8 protein-coding genes, 2 rRNA genes and 1 pseudogene (1 of these 11 running past the window's edge) are annotated in these 21,980 nt (G+C 55.0%); 6 read left to right on the top strand and 5 right to left on the bottom strand.

Features of this window, described 5'->3' with window-relative positions; translation table 11 throughout:
- Positions 1-2,494, top strand: a 23S ribosomal RNA gene (locus CFB04_RS09205); it begins 463 nt to the left of the window's first position.
- Positions 2,495-2,620: 126 nt separating this feature from the next.
- Positions 2,621-2,737 (top strand): 5S ribosomal RNA (gene rrf / locus CFB04_RS09200).
- Positions 2,738-2,882: 145 nt separating this feature from the next.
- On the opposite strand, the pseudogene CFB04_RS09195 reads toward rrf, so the two are convergent.
- Both CFB04_RS09195 and CFB04_RS09190 read right to left on the bottom strand, forming a co-directional pair.
- A pseudogene (locus tag CFB04_RS09195) lies at positions 2,883-3,298 on the bottom strand (secondary thiamine-phosphate synthase enzyme YjbQ).
- 26 nt (positions 3,299-3,324) lie between these two features.
- Positions 3,325-3,993, bottom strand: coding sequence for a metallophosphoesterase family protein (locus CFB04_RS09190; RefSeq protein WP_088534996.1), 669 nt, complete (start codon positions 3,991-3,993; stop codon positions 3,325-3,327).
- A gap of 79 nt (positions 3,994-4,072) precedes the next feature.
- Here CFB04_RS09190 and CFB04_RS09185 point away from each other — a divergent pair, with 79 nt between their 5' ends.
- From CFB04_RS09185 to bioC, 4 genes are all read left to right on the top strand, one after another.
- Positions 4,073-5,212 (top strand): metallophosphoesterase, encoded by a 1,140-nt coding sequence (locus tag CFB04_RS09185; protein WP_088534995.1) that lies wholly within the window; start codon positions 4,073-4,075, stop codon positions 5,210-5,212.
- Positions 5,213-5,304: 92 nt separating this feature from the next.
- Positions 5,305-6,480 (top strand): 8-amino-7-oxononanoate synthase, encoded by a 1,176-nt coding sequence (gene bioF, locus CFB04_RS09180; protein ID WP_231934144.1) that lies wholly within the window; start codon positions 5,305-5,307, stop codon positions 6,478-6,480.
- A gap of 27 nt (positions 6,481-6,507) precedes the next feature.
- On the top strand, positions 6,508-7,326 hold the full coding sequence (locus tag CFB04_RS09175) for an alpha/beta fold hydrolase (protein ID WP_088536763.1): 819 nt from the start codon (positions 6,508-6,510) through the stop codon (positions 7,324-7,326).
- The gene (bioC, locus tag CFB04_RS09170; protein WP_231934143.1) at positions 7,316-8,119 is read left to right on the top strand and encodes a malonyl-ACP O-methyltransferase BioC; all 804 of its coding nucleotides are present in this window, start codon (positions 7,316-7,318) and stop codon (positions 8,117-8,119) included. The genes CFB04_RS09175 and bioC overlap by 11 nt, the downstream gene beginning before the upstream one ends.
- An 82-nt stretch (positions 8,120-8,201) precedes the next feature.
- Here bioC and CFB04_RS09165 read toward each other — a convergent pair whose 3' ends face one another.
- From CFB04_RS09165 to CFB04_RS09155, 3 genes are all read right to left on the bottom strand, one after another.
- Complete coding sequence (locus CFB04_RS09165; protein ID WP_088534993.1) at positions 8,202-8,591, bottom strand: diacylglycerol kinase; 390 nt, start codon at positions 8,589-8,591, stop codon at positions 8,202-8,204.
- 88 nt (positions 8,592-8,679) lie between these two features.
- Positions 8,680-9,360, bottom strand: coding sequence for a TVP38/TMEM64 family protein (locus tag CFB04_RS09160; protein WP_088534992.1), 681 nt, complete (start codon positions 9,358-9,360; stop codon positions 8,680-8,682).
- 126 nt (positions 9,361-9,486) lie between these two features.
- Positions 9,487-21,942: a DUF2341 domain-containing protein gene (locus CFB04_RS09155; RefSeq protein WP_172825471.1), complete on the bottom strand. Its 12,456-nt coding sequence runs from the start codon at positions 21,940-21,942 to the stop codon at positions 9,487-9,489.
- Between the last annotated feature and the right edge of the window lie 38 nt (positions 21,943-21,980).

Below are 21,980 nucleotides of genomic sequence, written 5' to 3'. Positions count from 1 at the left end.
CAAGGCTAAATACTACTCTCTGACCGATAGTGCACCAGTACCGTGAGGGAAAGGTGAAAAGTACTCCGATGAGGAGGGTGAAATAGAACCTGAAACCGTATGCCTACAAGCAGTGGGAGCACTATGACGCAAGTCAGTGTGACCGCGTGCCTTTTGCATAATGAGTCAGCGAGTTACTCTTTGCAGCGAGGTTAAGTTCGTAGAACGGAGCCGCAGCGAAAGCGAGTCTGAACAGGGCGACATAGTTGCAGGGAGTAGACCCGAAACCGGGCGATCTATCCATGGCCAGGGTGAAGCGCGGGTAACACCGCGTGGAGGCCCGAACCCACTGGCGTTGAAAAGCCAGGGGATGAGCTGTGGATCGGAGTGAAAGGCTAATCAAGCTCGGAGATAGCTGGTTCTCCCCGAAATATATTTAGGTATAGCCTCACGAAGTAACTAGCGGGGGTAGAGCACTGGATGGGCTAGGGGTCCTACCAGATTACCAAACCTAACCAAACTCCGAATACCGCTAAGTGTTATCGTGGGAGTCAGACTGCGGGTGATAAGATCCGTAGTCGAAAGGGAAACAGCCCAGACCGTCAGCTAAGGTCCCAAAATCTATGCTAAGTGGAAAACGATGTGGAAATGCCCAGACAACCAGGAGGTTGGCTTAGAAGCAGCCATCCTTTAAAGAAAGCGTAATAGCTCACTGGTCGAGTGGGTCTGCGCGGAAAATGTAACGGGGCTCAAGCATAGTACCGAAGCTACGGATTCGCATTTTAAGGTGCGAGTGGTAGGGGAGCATTGTGTAAGCCTGCGAAGGTCGACCGCGAGGACGGCTGGAGGTATCACAAGAGATTATGCTGACATGAGTAGCGAAAATGCGGGCGAGAAACCCGCACACCGAAAACCCAAGGTTTCCTACGTAAAGGTAATCTGCGTAGGGTTAGTCGGTCCCTAAGGCGAGGCCGAAAGGCGTAGTTGATGGGAAACAGGTTAATATTCCTGTACCACCTATGAATGCGATGGGGGGACGGAGAAGGGTAGGCGATCCGGGTGCTGGACGTCCCGGTTTAAGCCTGTAGACGGGGGAGAGAGGCAAATCCCTTTCCCTGCTAACGTCGAGAGGTGATGACGAGAGCGTATGCTCACAAAGTCGTTGATCCCATGCTTCCAAGAAAAGCCTCTAAGCTTCAGTTCATAGGTGACCGTACCGTAAACCGACTCAGGTGGGTGAGGAGAAAATCCTAAGGTGCTTGAGAGAACACTGGTTAAGGAACTCGGCAAAATGACACCGTAACTTCGGGAGAAGGTGTGCCTCTTTGGGTGTAGCGATACGCACGTGAAGCCCGAGGGGGTCGCAGAGAAATGGCGGTAGCGACTGTTTACTAAAAACACAGGACTCTGCTAAGTCGAAAGACGATGTATAGGGTCTGACGCCTGCCCGGTGCCGGAAGGTTAAGGGGATTTGTTAACCGCAAGGTGAAGCTTTGAACCGAAGCCCCGGTAAACGGCGGCCGTAACTATAACGGTCCTAAGGTAGCGAAATTCCTTGTCGGGTAAGTTCCGACCTGCACGAATGGCGTAACGATTTCCGCGCTGTCTCAACCAGTGGCTCAGCGAAATTGAATTCTCGGTGAAGATGCCGAGTACCCGCGGCAAGACGGAAAGACCCCGTGAACCTTTACTACAGCTTGACAGTGACATTCGGAATAGCTTGTGTAGGATAGGTGGGAGGCTTTGAAGCTGGTACGCCAGTATCGGTGGAGCCAACCTTGAAATACCACCCTGGTTGTTTTGGGTGTCTAACCCAGGCCCGTCATCCGGGTCGGGGACACTGTCTGGTGGGTAGTTTGACTGGGGCGGTCGCCTCCCAAAGAGTAACGGAGGCGCGCGATGGTTCCCTCAGACCGATTGGAAACCGGTCGTAGAGTGTAAAGGCATAAGGGAGCTTGACTGCGAGACCAACAAGTCGAGCAGGTACGAAAGTAGGTCTTAGTGATCCGGCGGTTCTGTATGGAAGGGCCGTCGCTCAACGGATAAAAGGTACTCCGGGGATAACAGGCTGATCTCCCCCAAGAGTTCACATCGACGGGGAGGTTTGGCACCTCGATGTCGGCTCATCGCATCCTGGGGCTGAAGTAGGTCCCAAGGGTTTGGCTGTTCGCCAATTAAAGCGGTACGCGAGCTGGGTTTAAAACGTCGTGAGACAGTTTGGTCCCTATCTGCCGTGGGCGCAGGATACTTGAGAAGAGCTGTCCTTAGTACGAGAGGACCGGGATGGACGTACCTCTAGTGTTCCAGTTGTTCCGCCAGGAGCATTCGCTGGGTAGCTATGTACGGAAAGGATAACCGCTGAAAGCATCTAAGCGGGAAGCCTCCTTCAAGATTAGGTATCCCCGGGAGCAATCCCCTGAAGGCCCGTTGTAGACCACAACGTTGATAGGCCGGGTGTGTAAGTGCAGCAATGCACTCAGCTGACCGGTACTAATCGGCCGTGAGGCTTGACCATAAAAAATTATTTTCGGGGGTGGTAACCCCACCCCCTCCTTATCAACTCTTACCCAATCACTACAAATCGAAAAATCTATGCGATTGCCGAGATAAATTCACGTGCATAAAAAGCACGAAAGAGTTTCTCGGTGGCTATGCCGAGAGGGTCACACCCGTTCCCATCCCGAACACGGAAGTTAAGCCTCTCTGGGCCGATGGTACTGCACTGGAAGCGGTGTGGGAGAGTAGGTCGCCGCCGGGAATTATATTAAAAGCCCCATCACGAAAGTGGTGGGGCTTTCTTATTTCTTCTCCCAGTTCCTTCACGTCGTGTCACTCATTCGATACCTTCTCTCGAAACCTCCGGCGGAAGAACTTAGGCTTTCTAAGAGCCCCTGAGAATCCTCCTACTCCCCTATGATCTTCACCAGCACTCGCTTGCGACGCATTCCGTCGAACTCTCCATAGAATATTTGCTCCCATGGCCCTAAATCGAGTTCCCCTCCTGTTATCGCTACCACTACCTCTCGCCCATCAGCGTACGCTTCAAATGCGCGTCCCCGTTGTCTTCACCGCTGTTGTGGCGGTAGCGGGAATATGGTTTTTCCGGAGCCAGCCCTTCAAGCCATACTTCGAAATCATGATGGAGTCCAGCTTCATCATCGTTGATGAACACGCTTGCTGTTATGTGCATGGCGTTGCAGAGGAGCAGGCCCTCCTTTATTCCGCTTTCACGCACGCACTCCGCTACCGTTGGGGTTATGTTTATAAAATCTCGGCGCTTCTTTACCTCGAACCACAGTTCCTTCCGGAAATGTTTCATTATTCCTCCTTCCCCCTAATGCTTGATTAGTCAACATTTTCCTGTAACACAAGATCCATACTGTTAAGTTCAAGTCCCGTCAAGCCGCCGAGGCTTGAGTTCTCCCGCAAAACACACCCATTGTCGAGGGTGATAATTTCAGCTTTGAGGCTATCCTTGATGACAGGCACCGGATATGGCGTGTGCCCGCAGATTATCCTGCGGTTGGTGAGTCGACTGAGGTTGATGGGAGTATTCCGCCCCCAAAGCATTGCCGCAGTATCTGTAAAAGGATCTGGTATGTCCAGATTGAGGCTCCCATGCACCAATATGAAGTCGTTAAGTTCGATGTAATAGGGGAAAGAAGCTATAAAATAGAGGTAGCGATCTGGTATGTCGCCGGGAGCATGAGCATTGAAGCTGTCAAGTGTAGCGTAGCCGCCATTAATCAGCCATAAAGGGAATGCTTCTATTGTGTCGCATGCATCGAGGAGCATCTGCTCGTGATTTCCACGGATGCAGTACACGATAAAGGAGCGGCGTATCAAGTCAAAAATGAGTTCAAGAACCTCTCGGCTTCGCGCTCCACGGTTGATGAGATCACCCAGAAAGTAGAGCCGGTCCTGTTTTTGAAGTTGAAGATGTCGGTCGAGCAGCCGCTCAAGTGTCAATGCACATCCATGGACATCGGGAATCACGAAGCGGCGAGGAGTCATGATTGATATATATCATCATCACCTCGTCTGTAAACAGGCACTGTGGTAAAGTATTCCGGTACTTTGACGGGAGCGAAGCATGAGTCTGTTTCTACTGATGTTTTTCCTGCTCTATGGCGGGGTCCACATGTATGCATTCGTAAAAGCCAGAAGTGCCATAGGCTTCGGGGTCACGTCGGCATGGCTTATTGGAATTTTCATGGCAGTCATGGTAGTAGCTCCGGTTCTTGTGCGTCTTGCCGAAGGTCAGGGGCACGAACTCCTTGCCAGAAGTCTTGCCTACACCGGGTACGTCTGGATGGGCTTTCTCTTCCTCTTCTTTTCACTGTCTCTTGCCATCGATCTGTATCATGGCCTCCTGCTTGCTGTGCAGAAGCTGACTCGGACAGATTTGCGCTCGCTATATCTGTCGAGCAGGGCTTCCTTTTCGGCAGCAGTTCTCTGGGGCGGTGCTGTATCTATATACGGCGTTTTTGAAGCAAGAAAAATCAGATCCGAGAAGTTGGTTATCAGCACATCCAAGCTCCCGGCGGGAGTTGATCGGCTGAGGATTGTTCAGGTGTCCGACGTTCACTTGGGGCTCATCGTCCGGGACGAAAGGATTGCACGGATTGCAAGAGTCATTGCCGAGGCAGGGCCCGATCTTTTGGTCTCTACCGGTGATCTTGTAGACGGTCAAATCGACGGCCTCACGGAGATTGCCAGGATGTTCGGAAAAATAAGTCCCCGATACGGTAAATATGCAGTGACAGGTAATCATGAGTTTTATGCAGGACTGAAGTCTTCCTTGGCCATCACGACTGTGGCAGGTTTCCGGGTCCTTCGAGGGGAAAGTGTCTCTCTGGGGGAATTTCTTACGGTGGTGGGGGTGGATGACCCTGCAGTCCGCCATGGCAGTGCGTTTGCCGGGAGAGAGGAAGCTTCACTTCTCGCAGTGTTGCCGCGCGAGCGTTTCACTTTGCTTCTCAAACACCGACCCCTTATAGAGCCTAAGAGCCTTGGCCTGTTCGACCTCCAACTCTCCGGCCACGTTCACAAAGGCCAGATATTTCCTTTCAATCTGCTTACGCATCTCTTCTATCCGGTTCCCGTAGGGCTTTCACGACACGAGGAAAATTCCCTCCTTTACGTGAGTCGCGGTACCGGCACCTGGGGGCCTCCTATCCGTTTTCTGTCTCCTCCCGAAGTTACCATCATCGATCTCATACGTAGTTCCTGAGCAGGTACTGCCCTTCATTTGTCAACCGCATTGCCCCTCCAGGTTGACTAGCTGGAGGAGTATATGGTAGAAAAGCACGGGAGGAGAAGGCTGTGCCGAGTTTTGCTGAAGAGCTTCGCATACTTTGCGAAAAAGGGTTATACCGGAGCATGCGCCGGGTGGAGGGGAGCCAGAGGAGCCGCGTTTCGATAGGGGGGCAGGAGGCGCTTCTTTTCTGCTCGAACAATTATCTAGGGCTTGCTGATCACCCCAAACTCAAAGAGGCAGCGATCAGTGCCGTTGAGCGCTATGGTACCGGCAGCGGAGCTGCTCGCCTTGTCTCCGGAACAATGGCGCTTCACGAGGAGCTTGAGGCACGGCTGGCAGCGTTCAAGGGGACAGAGGCGGCTCTTGTCTTTAATTCAGGATATGCAGCGAATACCGGCATCATTCCCGCGCTTGTCGGACGTGGGGATATAATTTTCTCCGATCGCCTTAATCACGCAAGCATAGTAGATGGTGCGATTCTGTCCCGTTCACGCCTCCTGCGATACCCGCACAACGACATTTCGGCTCTTCGGCGCTTGCTCGTGGAAAACTGGACGACCGGGCGCCGACTTATCGTCACCGACGGCGTTTTCAGCATGGATGGAGACGTGGCCAAGCTCGAGGAACTCGTAGCTGTAAAGCATGAGTTCGATGCTTTGCTGATGGTTGACGATGCCCACGGTACGGGCGTCCTCGGGGCCGGCGGCAGGGGGAGCGTGGAGCTTTCCGGGAATCTTGGAGGGGAGATCGATATACAGATGGGAACCCTCGGCAAGGCACTCGGCAGCTTCGGGGCCTATGTCGCATCCAGCCGTGAAATTATAGATTACCTCACAAACAAAGCACGAAGTTTCATTTTTTCCACCTCCCTTCCCCCGGCGGCCCTGGCTGCTTCACTGGCAGCTCTCGATCTTGTCGATTCAACAGAAGGTGAGACGTTGCGGCTGCGCCTGGCGAACAATGCGCTCCTTTTCCGCGCTCTCCTGAATGAGAAGGGCTTCTGCACCATGGGGAGCGAAACCCAGATCGTTCCTGTTTTCGTTGGAGAGGCAGAAACTACAATGGAGTTTACAAGGCTCCTCCTGGACGAGGGGATATTTGTCCAGGGAATCAGACCGCCTACCGTTCCTGCCGGCAGTTGCCGCCTGCGATGCACCCTCATGGCAACCCATACCGAGCGGGATATCCATGAAGCTGCCGCAGCAATAGAGAAAGTGGGGAGGAGCCTCCGCGTCATTTGATCTTTAGAGGTGAAGGCCTGCGACCATATGCCAGTCATTGTTTCGAAAGATGCAATTTCCATCAATTACGAGGAATCAGGGAGCGGCTTGCCTCTCGTTTTCATCCACGGCTGGGCCATGTCGGGAAAAGTATGGAGTTTTCAGAAGAGCCTTGCGGAGCAGTTTCGCCTGATCACTGTCGATCTGCGTGGCCACGGGCAGTCCTCGAGTAGTGAAACATTTTCTCTGAAGACCCTGATGTGCGACCTTTCGCTGCTCTTTGAGCATCTCGATCTGAAGAGTGCTTTTGTCGTGGGCTGGTCCCTCGGCTCCCAAGTGGCTCTATATGGCTTCAGAGAGCTGAAAGACAGGATCTCCGCTCTCGTGCTTGTAGGAGGAACGCCCAGGTTCACCGCCAACGAAGATTACTCGGCAGGACTTCCGTTTCGCGAGGTGAGGGGCCTTCAGGTGCGCCTGATGCGAGACTACGAGAGAGCGATGGGTGAATTTTTCAGGCGGATGTTTGCACCGGGAGAGCTTTCGCGTGAGCGCGAAAATCGCATCGCACGGGAAATAATAATGGGTGGACGCTTACCTGATCCGGCAGTGGCACTGCAGGGGCTGGAGATACTGACGAATGAGGACCTGCGGGGCCTTCTTCCTGCTGTAGATAGGCCTGTGCTGGTCATCCACGGTGAAGAGGATTCCGTCTGCCCCGTTCCGGCCGCCTATTTCCTTGCAAAAGAGCTTCCCGACTCTCGTCTGCGCATCTTTCCCGGAGTAGGACATGCGCCATTTCTGTCACGGCCCGAAACTTTCAACGAGGCTATTGCCGCCTTCGTTCGGGAGGTTCAAGGTGCCGATTGATCGCCAGCGGGTGCGAAGTGCTTTTCAGCAGCATGCTGCGGAGTATGATGTTTACGCGAATGTTCAGAAGCGTGTGGTTCGCCGCCTAACTGAGCTCCTCTCAGAATCTATGCTGACACCATGCAGCGTGCTTGACATCGGTGCTGGTACAGGCATGCTCCTCGGCGAGGCAGCTCTCCTCTATCCGGACGCCGGATTGGTAGGCATCGATCTCGCCTTTGATATGGCAGCTGCGGCGCGAAGCAGGCTCTCCCAGGCATCACTGGTAACTGCCGATGCGGAAAAACTACCTTTCAGTGACGCAACTTTCGATCTCGTAGTTTCGACTTCCACCTTTCAGTGGCTTGATGACCTTGATGCGGCGTTCGCTGAGGCGTACCGCGTGCTGAAGCCTGGCAGTTCATTTGTTTTCGCCCTTTTTGGTGAGCACACGCTACACGAACTGCGGGATTCATACCGCCTTGCATGCCGCCGCGCCGGGAAGGGGGGAGAGGAGCGCCCTCAGCACTTCTTTACAATGAAGCAGGTGAAAGAGGCGTTGAGACGGGCGGGATTCTGCCCCGGCAGTGTATTTTCCGAAGTTGAAACCGATCTTCATGAAGACGTCCCGGCGCTTCTGAGATCCATCCGCCGGATCGGTGCAGGCAATCCCGCTTCCGTCCTTTCGAAGGGGCTTTCGGAGCGACGCGTGATGCTTGAAATGATGGATATTTATCGGCGTCAGTACGCACAGGATGGTGTCATTCCTGCTACTTACGATGTTATCTATGCTGCAGGAACAACGAAGTCATAACATTTGCTGGCGCAGGAGGGACTGCTCGCTTCGTCAGCTCTTACCCCCTGTATCTGTGCCCCCCTCATCGCCGGAAATCCGGCTACCTTTCCATAAGCGCCCACATCTCGCTCAGTTCGACAGCGAAGACAGCCACCCATATCACTATACTGATTCCGACAGCGGCAGCGGCTACGTCTTTTATGACTTTGATCTGCTCGTTGTGACGTTCTTCCACAAAATCGCAAAGGGCTTCAATTGCGCTATTCACGATCTCGGTTATTAGCACAAGACCGGTGGCGAGAAGAATAAGGAGAACATCCACATATCTATGCATAACAAGAGCCGCCCCCAGTACGATCACCGAAAGGACGATTTTGTATGCCACGCTGAAATCGTAAAGAATCGCATACCTAAGACCGGAAATCACAGTCAGTATTTTCCGTTTCGGGTCGTACCGGTATCCGCCGGTGCCTAGTGGCTTGTTTCTCATGTTATGGTTTCCCCCAACGGTTTATCCATGTGCTTTTGCACTATACCAGTATACGGTTTGGTCCTTCTCCGTAGACGATTGTTTACACTCATCGCCACAGCTTCTTCCCATGCCTTACTATCACGGGCAGGAGTGAAAATATACCGAGAAGAGCGAAAGCGATGACAATTTCCCACGAAATCAGATCCCCGGGCTTCTGAATGCTGCCGAGCCTGCTTCCTGCGTAGGCGTAGACAGCGGACCCCGGCAGCACACCCAGCGACGTTGTCCATACGAATGTAGACGTGGGGATTTTAGTGAGGCCGGCCAGATAGTTTATCAGGAAGGCGGGAAGTATCGGAATGATGCGCAGGGTGAGCAGGTAGTTATGTCCGTGCAGCACCAGTTCATGGTTGAACTTTTGCAGTTCGTTGCGAAACCGCTCTTGAACCCATCCTGCGAAGAAGTAGCGGGTAGCCAGAAATGCCAGTACGGCTCCGAGAGTGGCACCGGCATTCACATAGCATACAGTCGCTATGGTGCCGAAAAGGGCGCCTCCGGCAACTGTGAGCGCCAGTGCACCAGGAACGACAAGCGAAGTAGAAAGGTACAGAAGCATGAAGATTGTTGCCGCTTTTACGTAATGCACGTCTACATAGTTCCGAAGGGCCAGGTGATGGCTCTTCAGGTACTCAAAGCTGAGGAAGTCCTGCTGAGCAAGAAGCCACCATGCGAGCAGGAGCAGCAGTGCGAAGAGGGTAATCGCGAGGGGTTTCGTAATCGGAGCCATGAAAGTCCTCAGACCTTTTTATCAAGTGTAAGGGACTTTCATTGATTGTAAATCGTGGAACTACGCTTCAAGAGCCGGGGGTGTGGTTTCCCCGGCTCTTTTTGCGGGACTTATGGAGTAGCTCCTTTACGGTTTGAACTCCCTGGTGTTGTAAAGCAGCCGGTACTGGTTGTGATCATCATCAGTCGGATAAGATTCCGTTGCGGGATACGGATAATCACTCATCCCGTGGAACGGCAGCGGTTCTAGGTATTTATAATCCTTGAATTCCTTGTAGTAGTTGTCGACCATGAGGACAAATCCCCTCTGCATCCCCGTTTTGGGGGGTAGCGGGACCGGGTAGGTAAGCTCAAGCCTGTCTGCGTAGTTCATCAGGACATACTTGTCATCCCGCTGCGTCACCAGCGAAGCTACTTCGCCGTATCTCGTGAACATGCCGTAGCCGAAATAGGTCGGTTTCAGCGGCTGAGCCTCGTCCGTGGCAATCAGCCGGTGGTCGCGGTTGACCATTGACTGGATGGCATGTCCGCCGTACTGAAGATCGGCGGAGGAGGCCTGCAACTGCTGGATGGTTGCAGCTACCGGAGCGGAATCATCAAGCCTGATACGATCGATTACCCAAACCTGTGCCTTTTTGATTCCGAGATGTACCCTCACCCTGTGATCTGAAGTGAGGAACTTGTTGGAAAGGTCGACGACCATCGTCTTCAGGTCACCAGCAGGCATTCCGAATGATTTGACTTTGACCCATGCGCCGCTTGCGTCCAGTACCTCCACGTACGGCTGGATCTGTATCGTTGAGAGGTATATCTTCGAGTTGATGTCCTGCCAACCGTCGATGACGAGCTTCGCATACTCCGGATGCTGTATGGTCCCGAAATCCAGCGTGTAGAAGTTGTCAGGATCATCCGGATTCATTGGGGCTCGGTTGTCATCTACGGCAATGAGCGAAGAGAGAACGTCATCCCCATGCTTGTCGATGGCCGAAACCGGCGATACTGGATCCTTGATGGTGTACAGACGGAATGGTTCGGAGTAGCCGTAGTAGTACGTATTCTCTGCTCCCGAAGACACTATCTGGTATCCCTCCGGGTAATCCACCGCAAGCAGTCGTGCCTCATCTATGAGGGACGCCTCCTGCAGCGACTCCCATATCTTCACCTTGTAGAGGTTGTTCTCGTCAGGGATCAAGCCGGCTTCAAGCACTATGTACGACGGCTGGTAGAGGTAGACGTTCCTAGACCCCTTCTTGATTTGCGATATCGCCGGCCCCTGCAGGTCTGTTTCGTATCGGTACCCGCCATTCCATGAATAGACGAGCGGACAGCTGCTGCCGCCACAACTGTTGGTGCATGTACAGTCGCAGCAGGCGTCGTCATACATGGTCTCTGCGGAAGACCATCCAGATTCTATCCCGGTTACGGCGTCCTTCGATTTGACTCGCCATGTCTGGCTGCTGCCGGCAGAGGCGGTAAAGGTAAGGGAAGTGCCTGACTGCCATGGCTGTACCACATTATTCAGTTCGACCGCGTATTGCACTGGGTGAGAATCCGGACCTGTGACCGCATTCCACGCTACTGTAACCGCGGTTGAAGTACAGCTGCTGTTGAAGTTCCCGTGGGGGATCGTGGTAGGGATGCCCGGAGCTGGTGCCACCAGCAGCGTGAAGGTCTGGGTGGTCGTGCGATAGGCGTCGCTTACCTCCAGCGTTACCGAATGGCTGCCGGAGGAGGGAACGGCCCAGGTCACGAGGCCGCTGGTGGAGACGGTCATCCCGGAGGGTGCCGATGACAGCGCATAGCTCACAGGCAGTCCTTCCGGGTCGCTTGCAACTACCTGGTAAGCATAGGCGATACCCGTGGGGCATGTTGTCTTCGGTGTCGAACTGATCACCGGAGGCCTCTTCAAGTCTGCCACCTCTATGACGTAGTTCTGTTCTACGTAAAGTGTGCGAGCGTCAGTGACACGGACTGTAACCGGCTGCGACCCTGCCTGATTGTAGTCGGGGGTCCAGCTTATTACACCGGCAACCGAAATCGACATGCCCGAAGGCGCAGTTTTTAGGCTGAAGCTGATCGAATCAGCATCAGAATCGCTGGCTGTCACTGCGTACGTATAAGGTTCGCCTTCGGCTGCCGTTGTTACCGGTGTCGAAGAAATCAATGGATAGTGGTTCCGTGAAACGGTCACTATAAAAGTCTGAGATGCGGCGAGACTGCCGTCGCTGGCGGTCAGTGTTACCGGATTTTCGCCTACCTGCAAGCCCGTAGGAGCCCAGCTTATCAGACCGTTCCCGGATACGGTCATGCCTGCCGGCGCACCGGCAAGCGCGAAGGAAAGTCCGTCACCGTCGAAGTCGCTGGCGGTTACCTGATAGGAATATACAATTCCTTCGCTGGCGGTGGTGATGGGGAGTGACGTTATGGCCGGCTGGTGGTTTTCGCTGACGTTGACGGAGAAGCTGCCGGAGTCATCGAGGTTGCCGTCGGTGACTTTGACAATTATTTCGTGGGGGCCGATATCAGATGAGCCGGGGGTCCATGAGATGAATCCTGACGGCGAGATTGTCATGCCGGAAGGAGCCGACGTGAGGCTATAGATAACTTCGTCACCGTCCGGGTCGGCAGCGGAAATCTGATAGCTCAATGGATGGTTTTCTACAGCCGTCATGGAGGTAATGGGTTGGATAGCAGGTTTACGGTTCATACTTTCGACCAGTATCGTGAAGTTCTGGTCGGTGCTGCGTCCTGATCCGTCCGTTACCCGCACCGTCACGTTCTGGTTCCCCGCATCATCATATGTCGGAATCCAGGTGATCAATCCAGAATCGGATACTGCCATGCCTGCGGGTTTCGCCGGTAGGGCGAACGACAGGGCTCCACCTCCAGTTGCGGTTGCGACTACCTGGTATGTGTAAGGAACATTTTCGGTCGCTGCCGTGACCGGTGCGGAGGAAATGACCGGAGTGTCGGTCTGTGGCGCCGGACAAGGAGTGTCCGCCGAACTCCACTCTGGTGTCGTCACGGTAGCCACATTGCTGTAAGCGGTATTCTTGTTGCCGCGGAAGGCGCTGATCCGGTACTTGTAGGTCTTTTGAGGTTCGATACCGATAGTGTCGATGTGATCCGTCGCATTTGCTCCCACGCTGGAAACGAGAACCCATTCGCCATTCCATATCTGCTGCTCTATGTTGAAGCCGTTTTCACCGATAGAGCTGTCGACCCAGTTTAGCTTGATGCTGAAGGAATTCAGAGCAGAGGCGCTTAGCGTGTCGGGGGCGACCATGACGGTTACCGCGCAGGAAATGTTGCTGTAACTCGAGACCCAGGGGTACGCGGCGGTTTTGTAAGCCCTGACCCGGTAACAATAGGTGGTGGAAGGTGCCAGTCCTTGGCTGCTGTACGAGCTGACATCCTTGCTCACGGTGTCTACCTCGGCGAAGTTGAGGCAGTTGGCTCCGGTGCAACGTTCGAGGCGATAGCCGGTTTCGTCCGAAGCATTGTCTTTCCACGTCAGTCTGATCTCGGAGCTGGAGGATTCGGCTGCGATAAGCTCCGTCGGAGCTTGTGGCGCGGGAGTCATAGCAGAGGCGATATTGCTGTAGTCTGAGTTCCACGCGTAAGGAATGCTCCTGGTCGCCCTGACCCGATAGCTGTAGGAAGTTCCGCTGGCTACGCTGGTATCGGACCATGTGGTAGAGGTTCCGGTAGTTGTAAACACCTCGTTAAAGTTGCTGCAATCTGAAGCAGTGCAACGGTCGATCCTGAAGCCTGTCTTGCTCGTGTTGGTATCTGTCCAGGAAAGGGTGATACGAGTAGTATCTATCGCCGAAGCGACAAGCCCAGTGGGTGCGGATATGTTAGTGGTGGCGGTAGCCGTGCTGCTTGAGGTTTCCCATGGGCACGTCGCAGTCTTGTAGCTTTTCACCCGGTATGTGTAGGTGTAACCGGGGACGAGCCCGGGGTCGGCATAGGTGGTAGCGCTGGAGCCGAGGCCGGCTATCTGAGAGAAGTCTGAGCAGCCTGCGCCTATACAGCGTTCAACTTTGTATCCGGTTTCATCACCCGTGGGGTCTGTCCAGGTGAGGTTGATCTGCGATTCAGAGATACGACTTGCGGTGAGCACGGGAACTTCGGGCGAAAGCGTCATGCTGGTGACGGTGTTGCTGTAGGCAGTGTCGTACCCTACGGTGGTGCTGGTTGCTCTGATCCTGTACCGGTAGGTTGTAGCGTTGCAGGCGGTGTCATCATTGTAGGTGGTCACGTTCGCGCTGGTCTGTGCAATCTCGATGAACCCTGTGCAGTCGGCGCCTGTACAGCGTTCGATTTTGAAACCGGTTTCATCCGCGGTGTTATCTGCCCACGTCAGTGTCACGCGTGTCGTGTCCGCGACGGCCGCCAGGTTTGTAGGCGGCCCCTGAGCGGGGGTGGTGGCCGACACAATGGCGCTGTATGGAGAATCCCATGAGGGGGCGCTACAGGTTGCCCTGATCCTGTAGCTGTACGATGTGGCGCTGGTGACCGTCGTGTCGGACCAGGATGATGCCGTTGCAGGGACGATCACGATTTCCTGGAAATCCGAACATTCGGCACCTGTACAGCGTTCAATTCTGTATCCGTTCTCGGACACGGTTTTGTTGACCCAATTGAGAACTACCTTGGTCGAGTTTGCTGCGTCGGCCGTAACCGGCGAGGGGGCAACTAAAAGCGTCTGGTTCTCGGCTATGTTGCTGTAGTCGCTGTTCCATGCGCATCCAAGCGACGGAGCCTTGTATGCTCGCACCTGATACCGGTAAGAGGCATTGGGCGAAAGCGTGGCGTCACTGTAACTCCTGACGTTCCCCAGGACGGTTGCTACCTGGCTGAAGCTGGTGCAGTTGGGGCCTTCGCACCGCTCTATCCTGAAGCCCGATTCGTCAGTCGTATTGTCGGTCCACGAGAATGCTATCGTTTTCTCGTTGACGGAGGTCGCAGTCAGTTCCGAGGGAGCCGACGGCGCCGGAATCGTGATGGAAACGGTGCCGCTGTAATCGCTTGTCCAGGGAGTTGCGGAGGTGTTGATTGCCTGGATCCTGTAGCTTGCGGGTTGTGAATTGCATAGCGTGGTGTCGTAGAAAGAGGTCGTTCCCGTCCCGACGGTAGCTAGCGAGCTGAAGTTGGAGCAGCCGCTACCCTGGCACCGCTCGATGCTGATGCCGGTTTCACTCGTCGTTCTGTTCGTCCATGTAAGCTTGGCTTGTGTGGTGTCAACAGCGGTTACTGCCAGCCCGGTTGGGGCTTGCGGTGTGGTTATTGCGGTGATGCTGTTGCTGGTGGTTGTCCATCCCGCAGTGCCGGATTTGAATCCTTCGATCCTGTATACGTAGGTCATGTTCCCTGCACGCCCGGTGTCATTGAACCCTATGCTGTTCGCGGGAAGAGTGGTGACAAGTGTAAAGTCGCTGCAACCTGTACCTGAACAGCGATACACTCTGTACCCGCTTTCGTCGGTCGTGGGGTCGTTCCAGGTGAGGCTGACCTGGGTTTCAGAGGTTACACTTGCATGTAAGGTCGGCGCTCCTGGTGTAGAGGTTGTGATGGTCTTTTCATTGCTGAATGATGAAGTCCACCCTGCGGTGCTGCTGACGGCACGTACCCTGTAGCGGTACGTTGTACCACTGGAAACCGAGGAGTCTGGGTAGGAGGTCGCATTGGCGCCGGTGGTATTTATTTTTGTGAACTCTGTACAATCCACGCCGACGCATCGCTCCACTTCGAAGCCGGTTTCCGACGCTGTTTTATCGGCCCATGTCAAATTGACCTGGGTTGTGCTGGTTGCAACCGCATTGAGATTCAGGGGTGCCGGCGGCATTGTTACAGCTTCCGAGACGTTGCTGTATGCGCTCTCCCAGAAGCATGCCGAATTCTTGTAGCCCTTGACCCTATAGCGATACATTACATTGGGGGTCCGACCTCCGTCAGTATAAGTGCCGACGTTGGCGTTGGTTGAATTTATCTGCGCGAAGTCGCTGCATCCTTCTCCGGCGCATCGTTCGATCTTGTAGCCGGTTTCGTCCGTCACGCTGTCTGGCCAGGAAAGTGTTACGGAAAGTTCATTCACGGCAGTTGCGGCCAAGGGGAAATCCACAGGCGTAAAGGTTATGTCGTCGAACCAGGCGGTGCCGTAGGGGGTAGTGTCGGCAAAACAACGGATTGCCACCGCAGTTGTACCTGCTGGAATGGCGATGGTTTCGCTGCGATTAATCCATCCGGAACTGTTTCCTGTACTTGCAATACCGGAAGAACTGATACCGGTTCCACTGATGTTGCATTGGGCTTTTCCTCCGGTGAGAAGTGTGTTGATCCATCCGGAGAGCACATAGCTTCTTCCCGGATTGACAGTAACCGTCTGGGATCTCCCGAGAGTGACGCCGCTTGCGACAAGCTTCAGGCTCTTCACGCCTTCATGTGCCGTGGAGGAGTCAATGCTCGTGCCGTTCAGGGTTCCCACTGCACCTGTCCATCCGCTCGGCGTCTTTTCAAATGAAGCATCAGCGACAAGGTTTGTGAATGCGGGGGTTACGGCAACTACGGGATCACTGTAGGGGCTTTCCCAGACGGTGACGTTGCTGACCACCTTTACGGCCTTGATCCTGAAGCTGTAGGCATGCCCGCTGCACACGGTGGTGTCGCTGAAGGTGGTGCTGCGTGCCGCCGGTGTGCCGACAGGGGCGAAGTCTGTGCAACCTGGACCTTCACATCGCTCGACTACGAAGCCCGTTTCGGTGGCGCTGGTGTTTGCCCAGGTCAGGGTAATTTTAGTCGTATCAACGGCTGCCGACGCGACTGTTGAGGGGCCGGTTATGCTTGCAGTCTGAATAACCGCGTTGCTGATGGTCTCCCATGGGCATGGTGCGCTCTTGTATCCTTTGACACGATAGGTGTAGGCCGCGCCGGGGGTGAGCCCCGTATCGCTGTAGGTCGTGGTTCCTGCCGGGCGGATGGCTATGGGGGAGAAGTCGGTGCAAACTTCTCCACTGCATCGTTCGACCTTGTAGCCGCTTTCATCGGAGGTAGGATCGGCCCAGGAGAGATCCACCTGAACCTCGGACACTCTTCGGGCGGTGAGAGACGGCGTTCCGGGGGCCGGGGTCGTTGCGGTGGCGGTATTCGTGTAGCTTGCTTCCCACGATGTTCCGAAGGTGAAACAGTCGGAGGCGTCTGCCGCTCCGATGGCCACGGCAGGTTCCGTGGCGGAATACTTCCTGACCCTGACCCAGTCTACTTCGATGTCGTCTATGTCCGTGGTGCCGGCGGCTGCGCCGGTGTAATAGCCGAGCCAGAGGTAGTTCGGGTGGTTCCATGTGCCGGTGAAGGTATTCCTGAAAGAATCGGAGTAGTCAGGACTTCTTACAAAGAAGCTGATCCTGCTGGTGTCCTGAAACTCGTATCCGGCTATCCGATATGTGTTGAGCTGTCCTGTTGCGTTGGCGCCTACAACTGCCACTTCCGGTACGTCTCCCCCGAATCCGCCGCTGTAGCTGACGTCTGTCTGGAACACGGAATAGATACCGGTAGTCGGTGCAACGTCCACCCACATGTCGACGCTGCCTCGGTACTCGCCGATCAGGACGCCCGATGCGTTGTAAACCCGATAGACGTCGCAGCACGATTCAGTGGCGGCCTTGACATGAATGCGGGTGATGTTCCCGCCGGCAGGCGGAAACCAAAAGCCGGCGGCAGGCTTGCGGGTAGACTGGTAATTGGAGGTAAAAGGGTTGTAAAGGGCTCCTCCGGTTGAAACGGTGGAAGAGACTGATCCGGTGACGATGTTGTAGGCCGCTACTGTGCCTGTGGCCGCAAAAGGGAGAAGGTTGGCCGAGGCCCCGCTATCGCTTACGAAGTAGGCAAGAGCGTTTGCTCCTGCGTTTCCCGGCTGGGTTGACGAGGCGTTGGCGATGTTGATCCCGGAAAACGATGCAGCTCCAGTGAGGTACTGGCTCTTCATTTCATATACGCGGTTCTGGGGAGTAGATGCGACAGTCGCCTTACTGAAGACCGAGCCGGTGTTGACGCGCAGAGTTCCGTTATTGACGGTATGTCCCCCGGTTGCTCCCCATTTCGTTCCATCCAGGGTCGTTCCGGAGAAATCATCGAAAAACTCGAAGACTCCGGTGCCGTTGCTGGAGCTGGAAGCGAGCGGGTTACCGTAGTATAGGTGGAGGGAATTGTTCATTCCTGTCTTGACCCACACGGTGGCCGAGACTCCATCCGTTTTGGTCTCGATCCAGTACGGGAGCTCGATCCCGGCGCTGGAGTCCATGAACCTCACGTCGTTGAATGACGGGAGCATGTCCGGGTCGTAAGGAATCGTCAGCTTCATCTGAAGGTTGGGCTGAAACCCGGAAATCGTGAGGGGGGCCCGTTTGGTCCAGCATCCGTCCCCGCTGTTGGAAAGCCCGACCGCTGCCCTATTGGCCCGTACTCGATACGTCGCGGTTTCGGAGGTGCAGGCAGAGATGTCCGTATAGCTGCTTGTCGCAGATGCGGCTGTCCCGATCTCGCTGAAATTGTCACAGTTGTTTCCGATGCATTTTTCAATTGAGAAGCCCGTTTCGCTTGCCGTGTTGTCGCTCCAGGAAAGATTGACCGACGTAGTGCTGGAGGCGATTGCCGAGAGATCCGTGGGGGGGGTAAGTGTAGTGGTGGCGCTTGCAGTGTTGCTGTACAGCTCCCAGGAGCAGCTGCCATTCTTGTATGCTTTTATGCGGTAGCTGTAGGAGGTCCCGGCGGTGAGGCCGGTGTCCCGATATGTGGACGCTCCACTGGAAGCTTGTGCGATTTGCGCAAACCCCGTGCAGTTTTCTCCGCTGCAACGTTCTACGACGAACCCCCCTTCGTCGCTGTTGGTGTCAATCCACGACAGGCTGATTTCAGCTTCAGATACGCGGGTGGCGGTGAGGACTGGAGCCCGTGGAGTGGAGGTGGTCGCCGGGGCGGCAGCCATTCCGGGCCGAGATGCCCAGCCATCGCCGAAGGCGATAACTCTGTAACGGTATATGGTCGAATGGCAGGCCGAGGTATCGGTGTATGTCGTGCTGTTGGCGGAGGCGGTTGCCACAGGTAAAAAGTCGCTGCAGTCAGCGCCGGTGCAACGCTCAATTCTGAATCCGGTCTCTCCCGACGTCGGGTCTGCCCAGTTGAGCGCGACACGGGTGGAATCGTTCGCAATTGCGGTAACGTTGGACGGGGATGCCGGAGAAAGGGTCGTGATTTCTTTTTCCGCCCATCTTGATACAGAGCTGCCATTCACGAAGCTCTGGATACGATAGCAATAGGTGGTTCCGGTATTGAGGCTTCCCTCTGCGAAGGAGAGACTGGAGCCTGTAACCAAACCGGCGGCTTCCCACTGGCCGAGGGTAGAGCAGGTACCGATCTTCCGTTCCAGGCGGAAGCCGTCCTTGACGGTAGACCTGTCCGACCAGCTGAGGGCTACGGATGCGTAGCCGGAGACTCCCGTGATACCGTACGGCACGGATGGAACGGAGGTATCCGGGGCGATCTTGTATATGAGGAAATCCGCATTGGCGGAGGCATTTTCCGAATAGCCAGCGATGAATATCTCATCGGCTGAGTTGGCGACTGCACCGGTGGTTTCGTCGAAACTGTTTGCGGCGCCGTTGTAAAGGGTAGCGGACCGCAGGTTGCCGACATAGTCGAACTTGACGGTAAGGCTGTCTGTAGTTAGTGCGTTACTGGTGTTGCCGGCCAGATACGCGTTCCCGTTGCTGTCAACTGCCAGAGCCTTTGCAATATCGTCATTGCCAGGTCTCAAATACGTTTTTTCGAAGACGGTGCTGCCGGTGGTGGAGTACCTGACGAGGGTAAAATCGTGATCGCCGGGCCCGCTCAGGGTTGTTCCTGCAATCAGGATTGAGCCGTCCACCGGGTCAATTTTTACGGCGACTGCTTCGTCCGCGCCGTGGGTGCCCCCGTCCATAGAACGGGTCCAGATCCTCTGAGCAGTAGAACTGGTACCGCTGTACTTGATCGTGTAGAAGTCAGATGTGCCGTCAGCGGTGACCGCGCTGCCTGTCACGTAAACATCCCCTGCTGCATCCATCCCGATTGCGTTCAGCCGGTTGTCTCCGGCAGGCGTAACGCTGTAGACATCCGACCATATCTTTGCGCCTGTCGCTCCGCTGTATTTGGCCGTAAAGAAGTTGTAAACATTGCTGCCGGGAGATTTTTCACTGTATCCGGTGACGAAGATGTCTCCATCTGCTGCAAGAAGCACTGACGTCGGCAGGTCATCGCCGCCGGCTCCGTCGAAGGGGAAGGCGGCCCATGCGCGAGTCCCGTTCTGGTTGTATTTGAGGACATAGATGTCGTCGTTATCGGCAGCGTTTTTTCCATATCCGACAACAACTACATTGTTGGATGTGTCCGCGGCGGAGGCGATTGCAACGGCAGCTGCCCTGTCGTCCGTAGCTCCGCCGGGGACCGGGCCGTTATACTGATCTCCCACCGGTTCGCCTGCGAGCGGGTATCGGATAGTGTAGAGCGAGTTTACGTCCCTTGTCTCCCCATTGTAGAGGGTAGCGTAGCCGGAAACGACTACGCTGTTGTCTTTATCAACGGCTATGCAAGTGGCGATATCGTCGGCTCCTGTGCCGTCATAACGCTTCGACCAGATCTGGCTCATGTCCGCGTGGTTCAGCTTCAGAGCAAGGTAGTCAAAAGAGTGGACTCCCTGGGTATAGCCGACGGGATAGTCGTTCGTTTGACCTGCGACAACAGGATTATTGTCGGGTCCAACGGCAATGGCGTTTGCGAAATCATCCAGGTTCGCCAAACCGTTGTAGAGACGGCTGTCGGCTGGGGGGGTGAAAGTGACCACCACCGTGAGTGCCGTACCGGTATTGCTGTAATGGGAATAGCCGCCTGCCGCGCTGAACGCACGAACGCGATAGGAGTAATAGGTGTTGGGTGCAAGACCGCTGTCTGAGTAGGTGGATGCACCCGCAGCTGTCGTGGCTATTTCGGCGAAAGAGGTGCAGCCGTGATTCTGGCACCGTTCTATGCTGAATCCGTCTTCATTGCTTGAGTTGTCCACCCAGGTGAGGCCAACGCTCGTATCGGTCGTTGCCTGGGCGACAGCACTTGTCGGGGGATCCAGTAACCCCGGATCATATTTGATGATGTAGGTGTCAAGTTCGTTGGCGGGGGTATCGGTCCATCCTGCTACAAGTACTTCACCCGCAGGGGAGAGGCCTATTCCAATCGGTCGGTCGTTTTTGTTGGAGGCTCCGTTGAAGCTTCTATGCCATAGCTGATTTCCGTTATCCTTTTTATACTTTACCGTCTGCCAGTCGAAATTCTTGTCGGCCACGGTGTAGCCGGTGACGAAAACGTCACCATTGGGGTCGATCACGATCCCGGTGGCCGCAGTCATATCATCGTTGCCGTTGGTCGAGTTGAAGTTCCTCTCCCAGACGAGTGCCCCGGTGGAGCCGTTGTATTTGGCGGTATAGAAATCGTTCTGAGCTGTAAGAGTCCAGGTATAGCCGGTAATGTAGACATTGCCGTTGGGTCCGATGGCAAGGCCGTTAGCTTCATCGTCGAAAGCGCCGTTGTAGGTCCGCTCCCATAGCACCTCACCGGTTGCACCGTCATAGTTCACGGTGTATATGTCCTGGTCGATGCCGTTATAGGCTGATCCGGTCATAACTACGTTGCCAGCCGCATCCATCTTTACCAGCTTCCCTATGCAGGAATTGGCCGGTGCGGGAAAATGTCGCCGCTCCCACAGCATAACTCCGCTGTAATCGTACTTTATCGTTAGGGATTCGAATGCGCCTCCGCCCCAGGTTTGACCCGTTACTGCGACACCTCCGGCGCCGGTGGTGATGGAGTTGACGCGGTTTATTCCTGTTGTAGCTCCGTCGGCTATTATCTGCCATGCAGGAGTGCCGTCCGGATTAGTGCCGGCAGGCGTATATTTAAGGATAAGGAATGTGTTGTTGCCGTTCCCGTCCTGAGAATATCCACCTACATAGACGTTGTTGAGGCTGTCCACGGCAAGCGATGTCCCAATGTCGTTACCTTTGGCAACGCCGTTGAAAGCATGCTGCCAGAGGACCGCGCCTGTCGCCCCGTCGTACTTTACGGTATGGACATCGTTGTTCTGGCCGTTCCATGCAAACCCGGTAACCACTACATTGTTGTCCTTGTCGACGATGACGGCCGTTGCCTGGTCGGACCCTCCGGCCCTGTCGTAATTCGATCTCCACGCAATGCCGCTGCCGTCCGCCTTGAACTTGACGGTATAAAAGTCGTCGTTGATACCTCCCGAGATGTTCTGGTATCCGGCGATTATGACGTTCCCGTGGGTGTCTGTTGCCGAAGCCTTTGGTTCCTGTTTGCCCGTGAGAATGTCCCCGGCTTGCCAGACGACGTCTCCGCCGGCACCCCAGGAAGGGATCGGAAAGGCGGATATGAGCAGAAGCGTTCCGGCCAGCAGTAGCTTGGTGAGGTATGCCGCGGCAGTGCGGGCCCCTTTCCGTGTAGTAGCCGCTGCCCCACTATGCACATCTTGTCGCATGGACATTCCTCCGATTGTCGTCAGCATCTTCATGGATC

Source organism: Geobacter sp. DSM 9736 (genome assembly GCF_900187405.1).
Lineage (GTDB): Bacteria > Desulfobacterota > Desulfuromonadia > Geobacterales > Geobacteraceae > DSM-9736.
This window is presented reverse-complemented; position numbering and strand designations above follow the sequence as displayed.

Coding starts and splice junctions, on each gene's coding strand:
- CFB04_RS09190 (WP_088534996.1), bottom strand. CDS start 3,993: ATGACTCCTCGCCGCTTCGTGATTCCCGATGTCCATGGATGTGCATTG.
- CFB04_RS09185 (WP_088534995.1), top strand. CDS start 4,073: ATGAGTCTGTTTCTACTGATGTTTTTCCTGCTCTATGGCGGGGTCCAC.
- CFB04_RS09175 (WP_088536763.1), top strand. CDS start 6,508: ATGCCAGTCATTGTTTCGAAAGATGCAATTTCCATCAATTACGAGGAA.
- CFB04_RS09165 (WP_088534993.1), bottom strand. CDS start 8,591: ATGAGAAACAAGCCACTAGGCACCGGCGGATACCGGTACGACCCGAAA.
- CFB04_RS09160 (WP_088534992.1), bottom strand. CDS start 9,360: ATGGCTCCGATTACGAAACCCCTCGCGATTACCCTCTTCGCACTGCTG.
- CFB04_RS09155 (WP_172825471.1), bottom strand. CDS start 21,942: ATGCGACAAGATGTGCATAGTGGGGCAGCGGCTACTACACGGAAAGGG.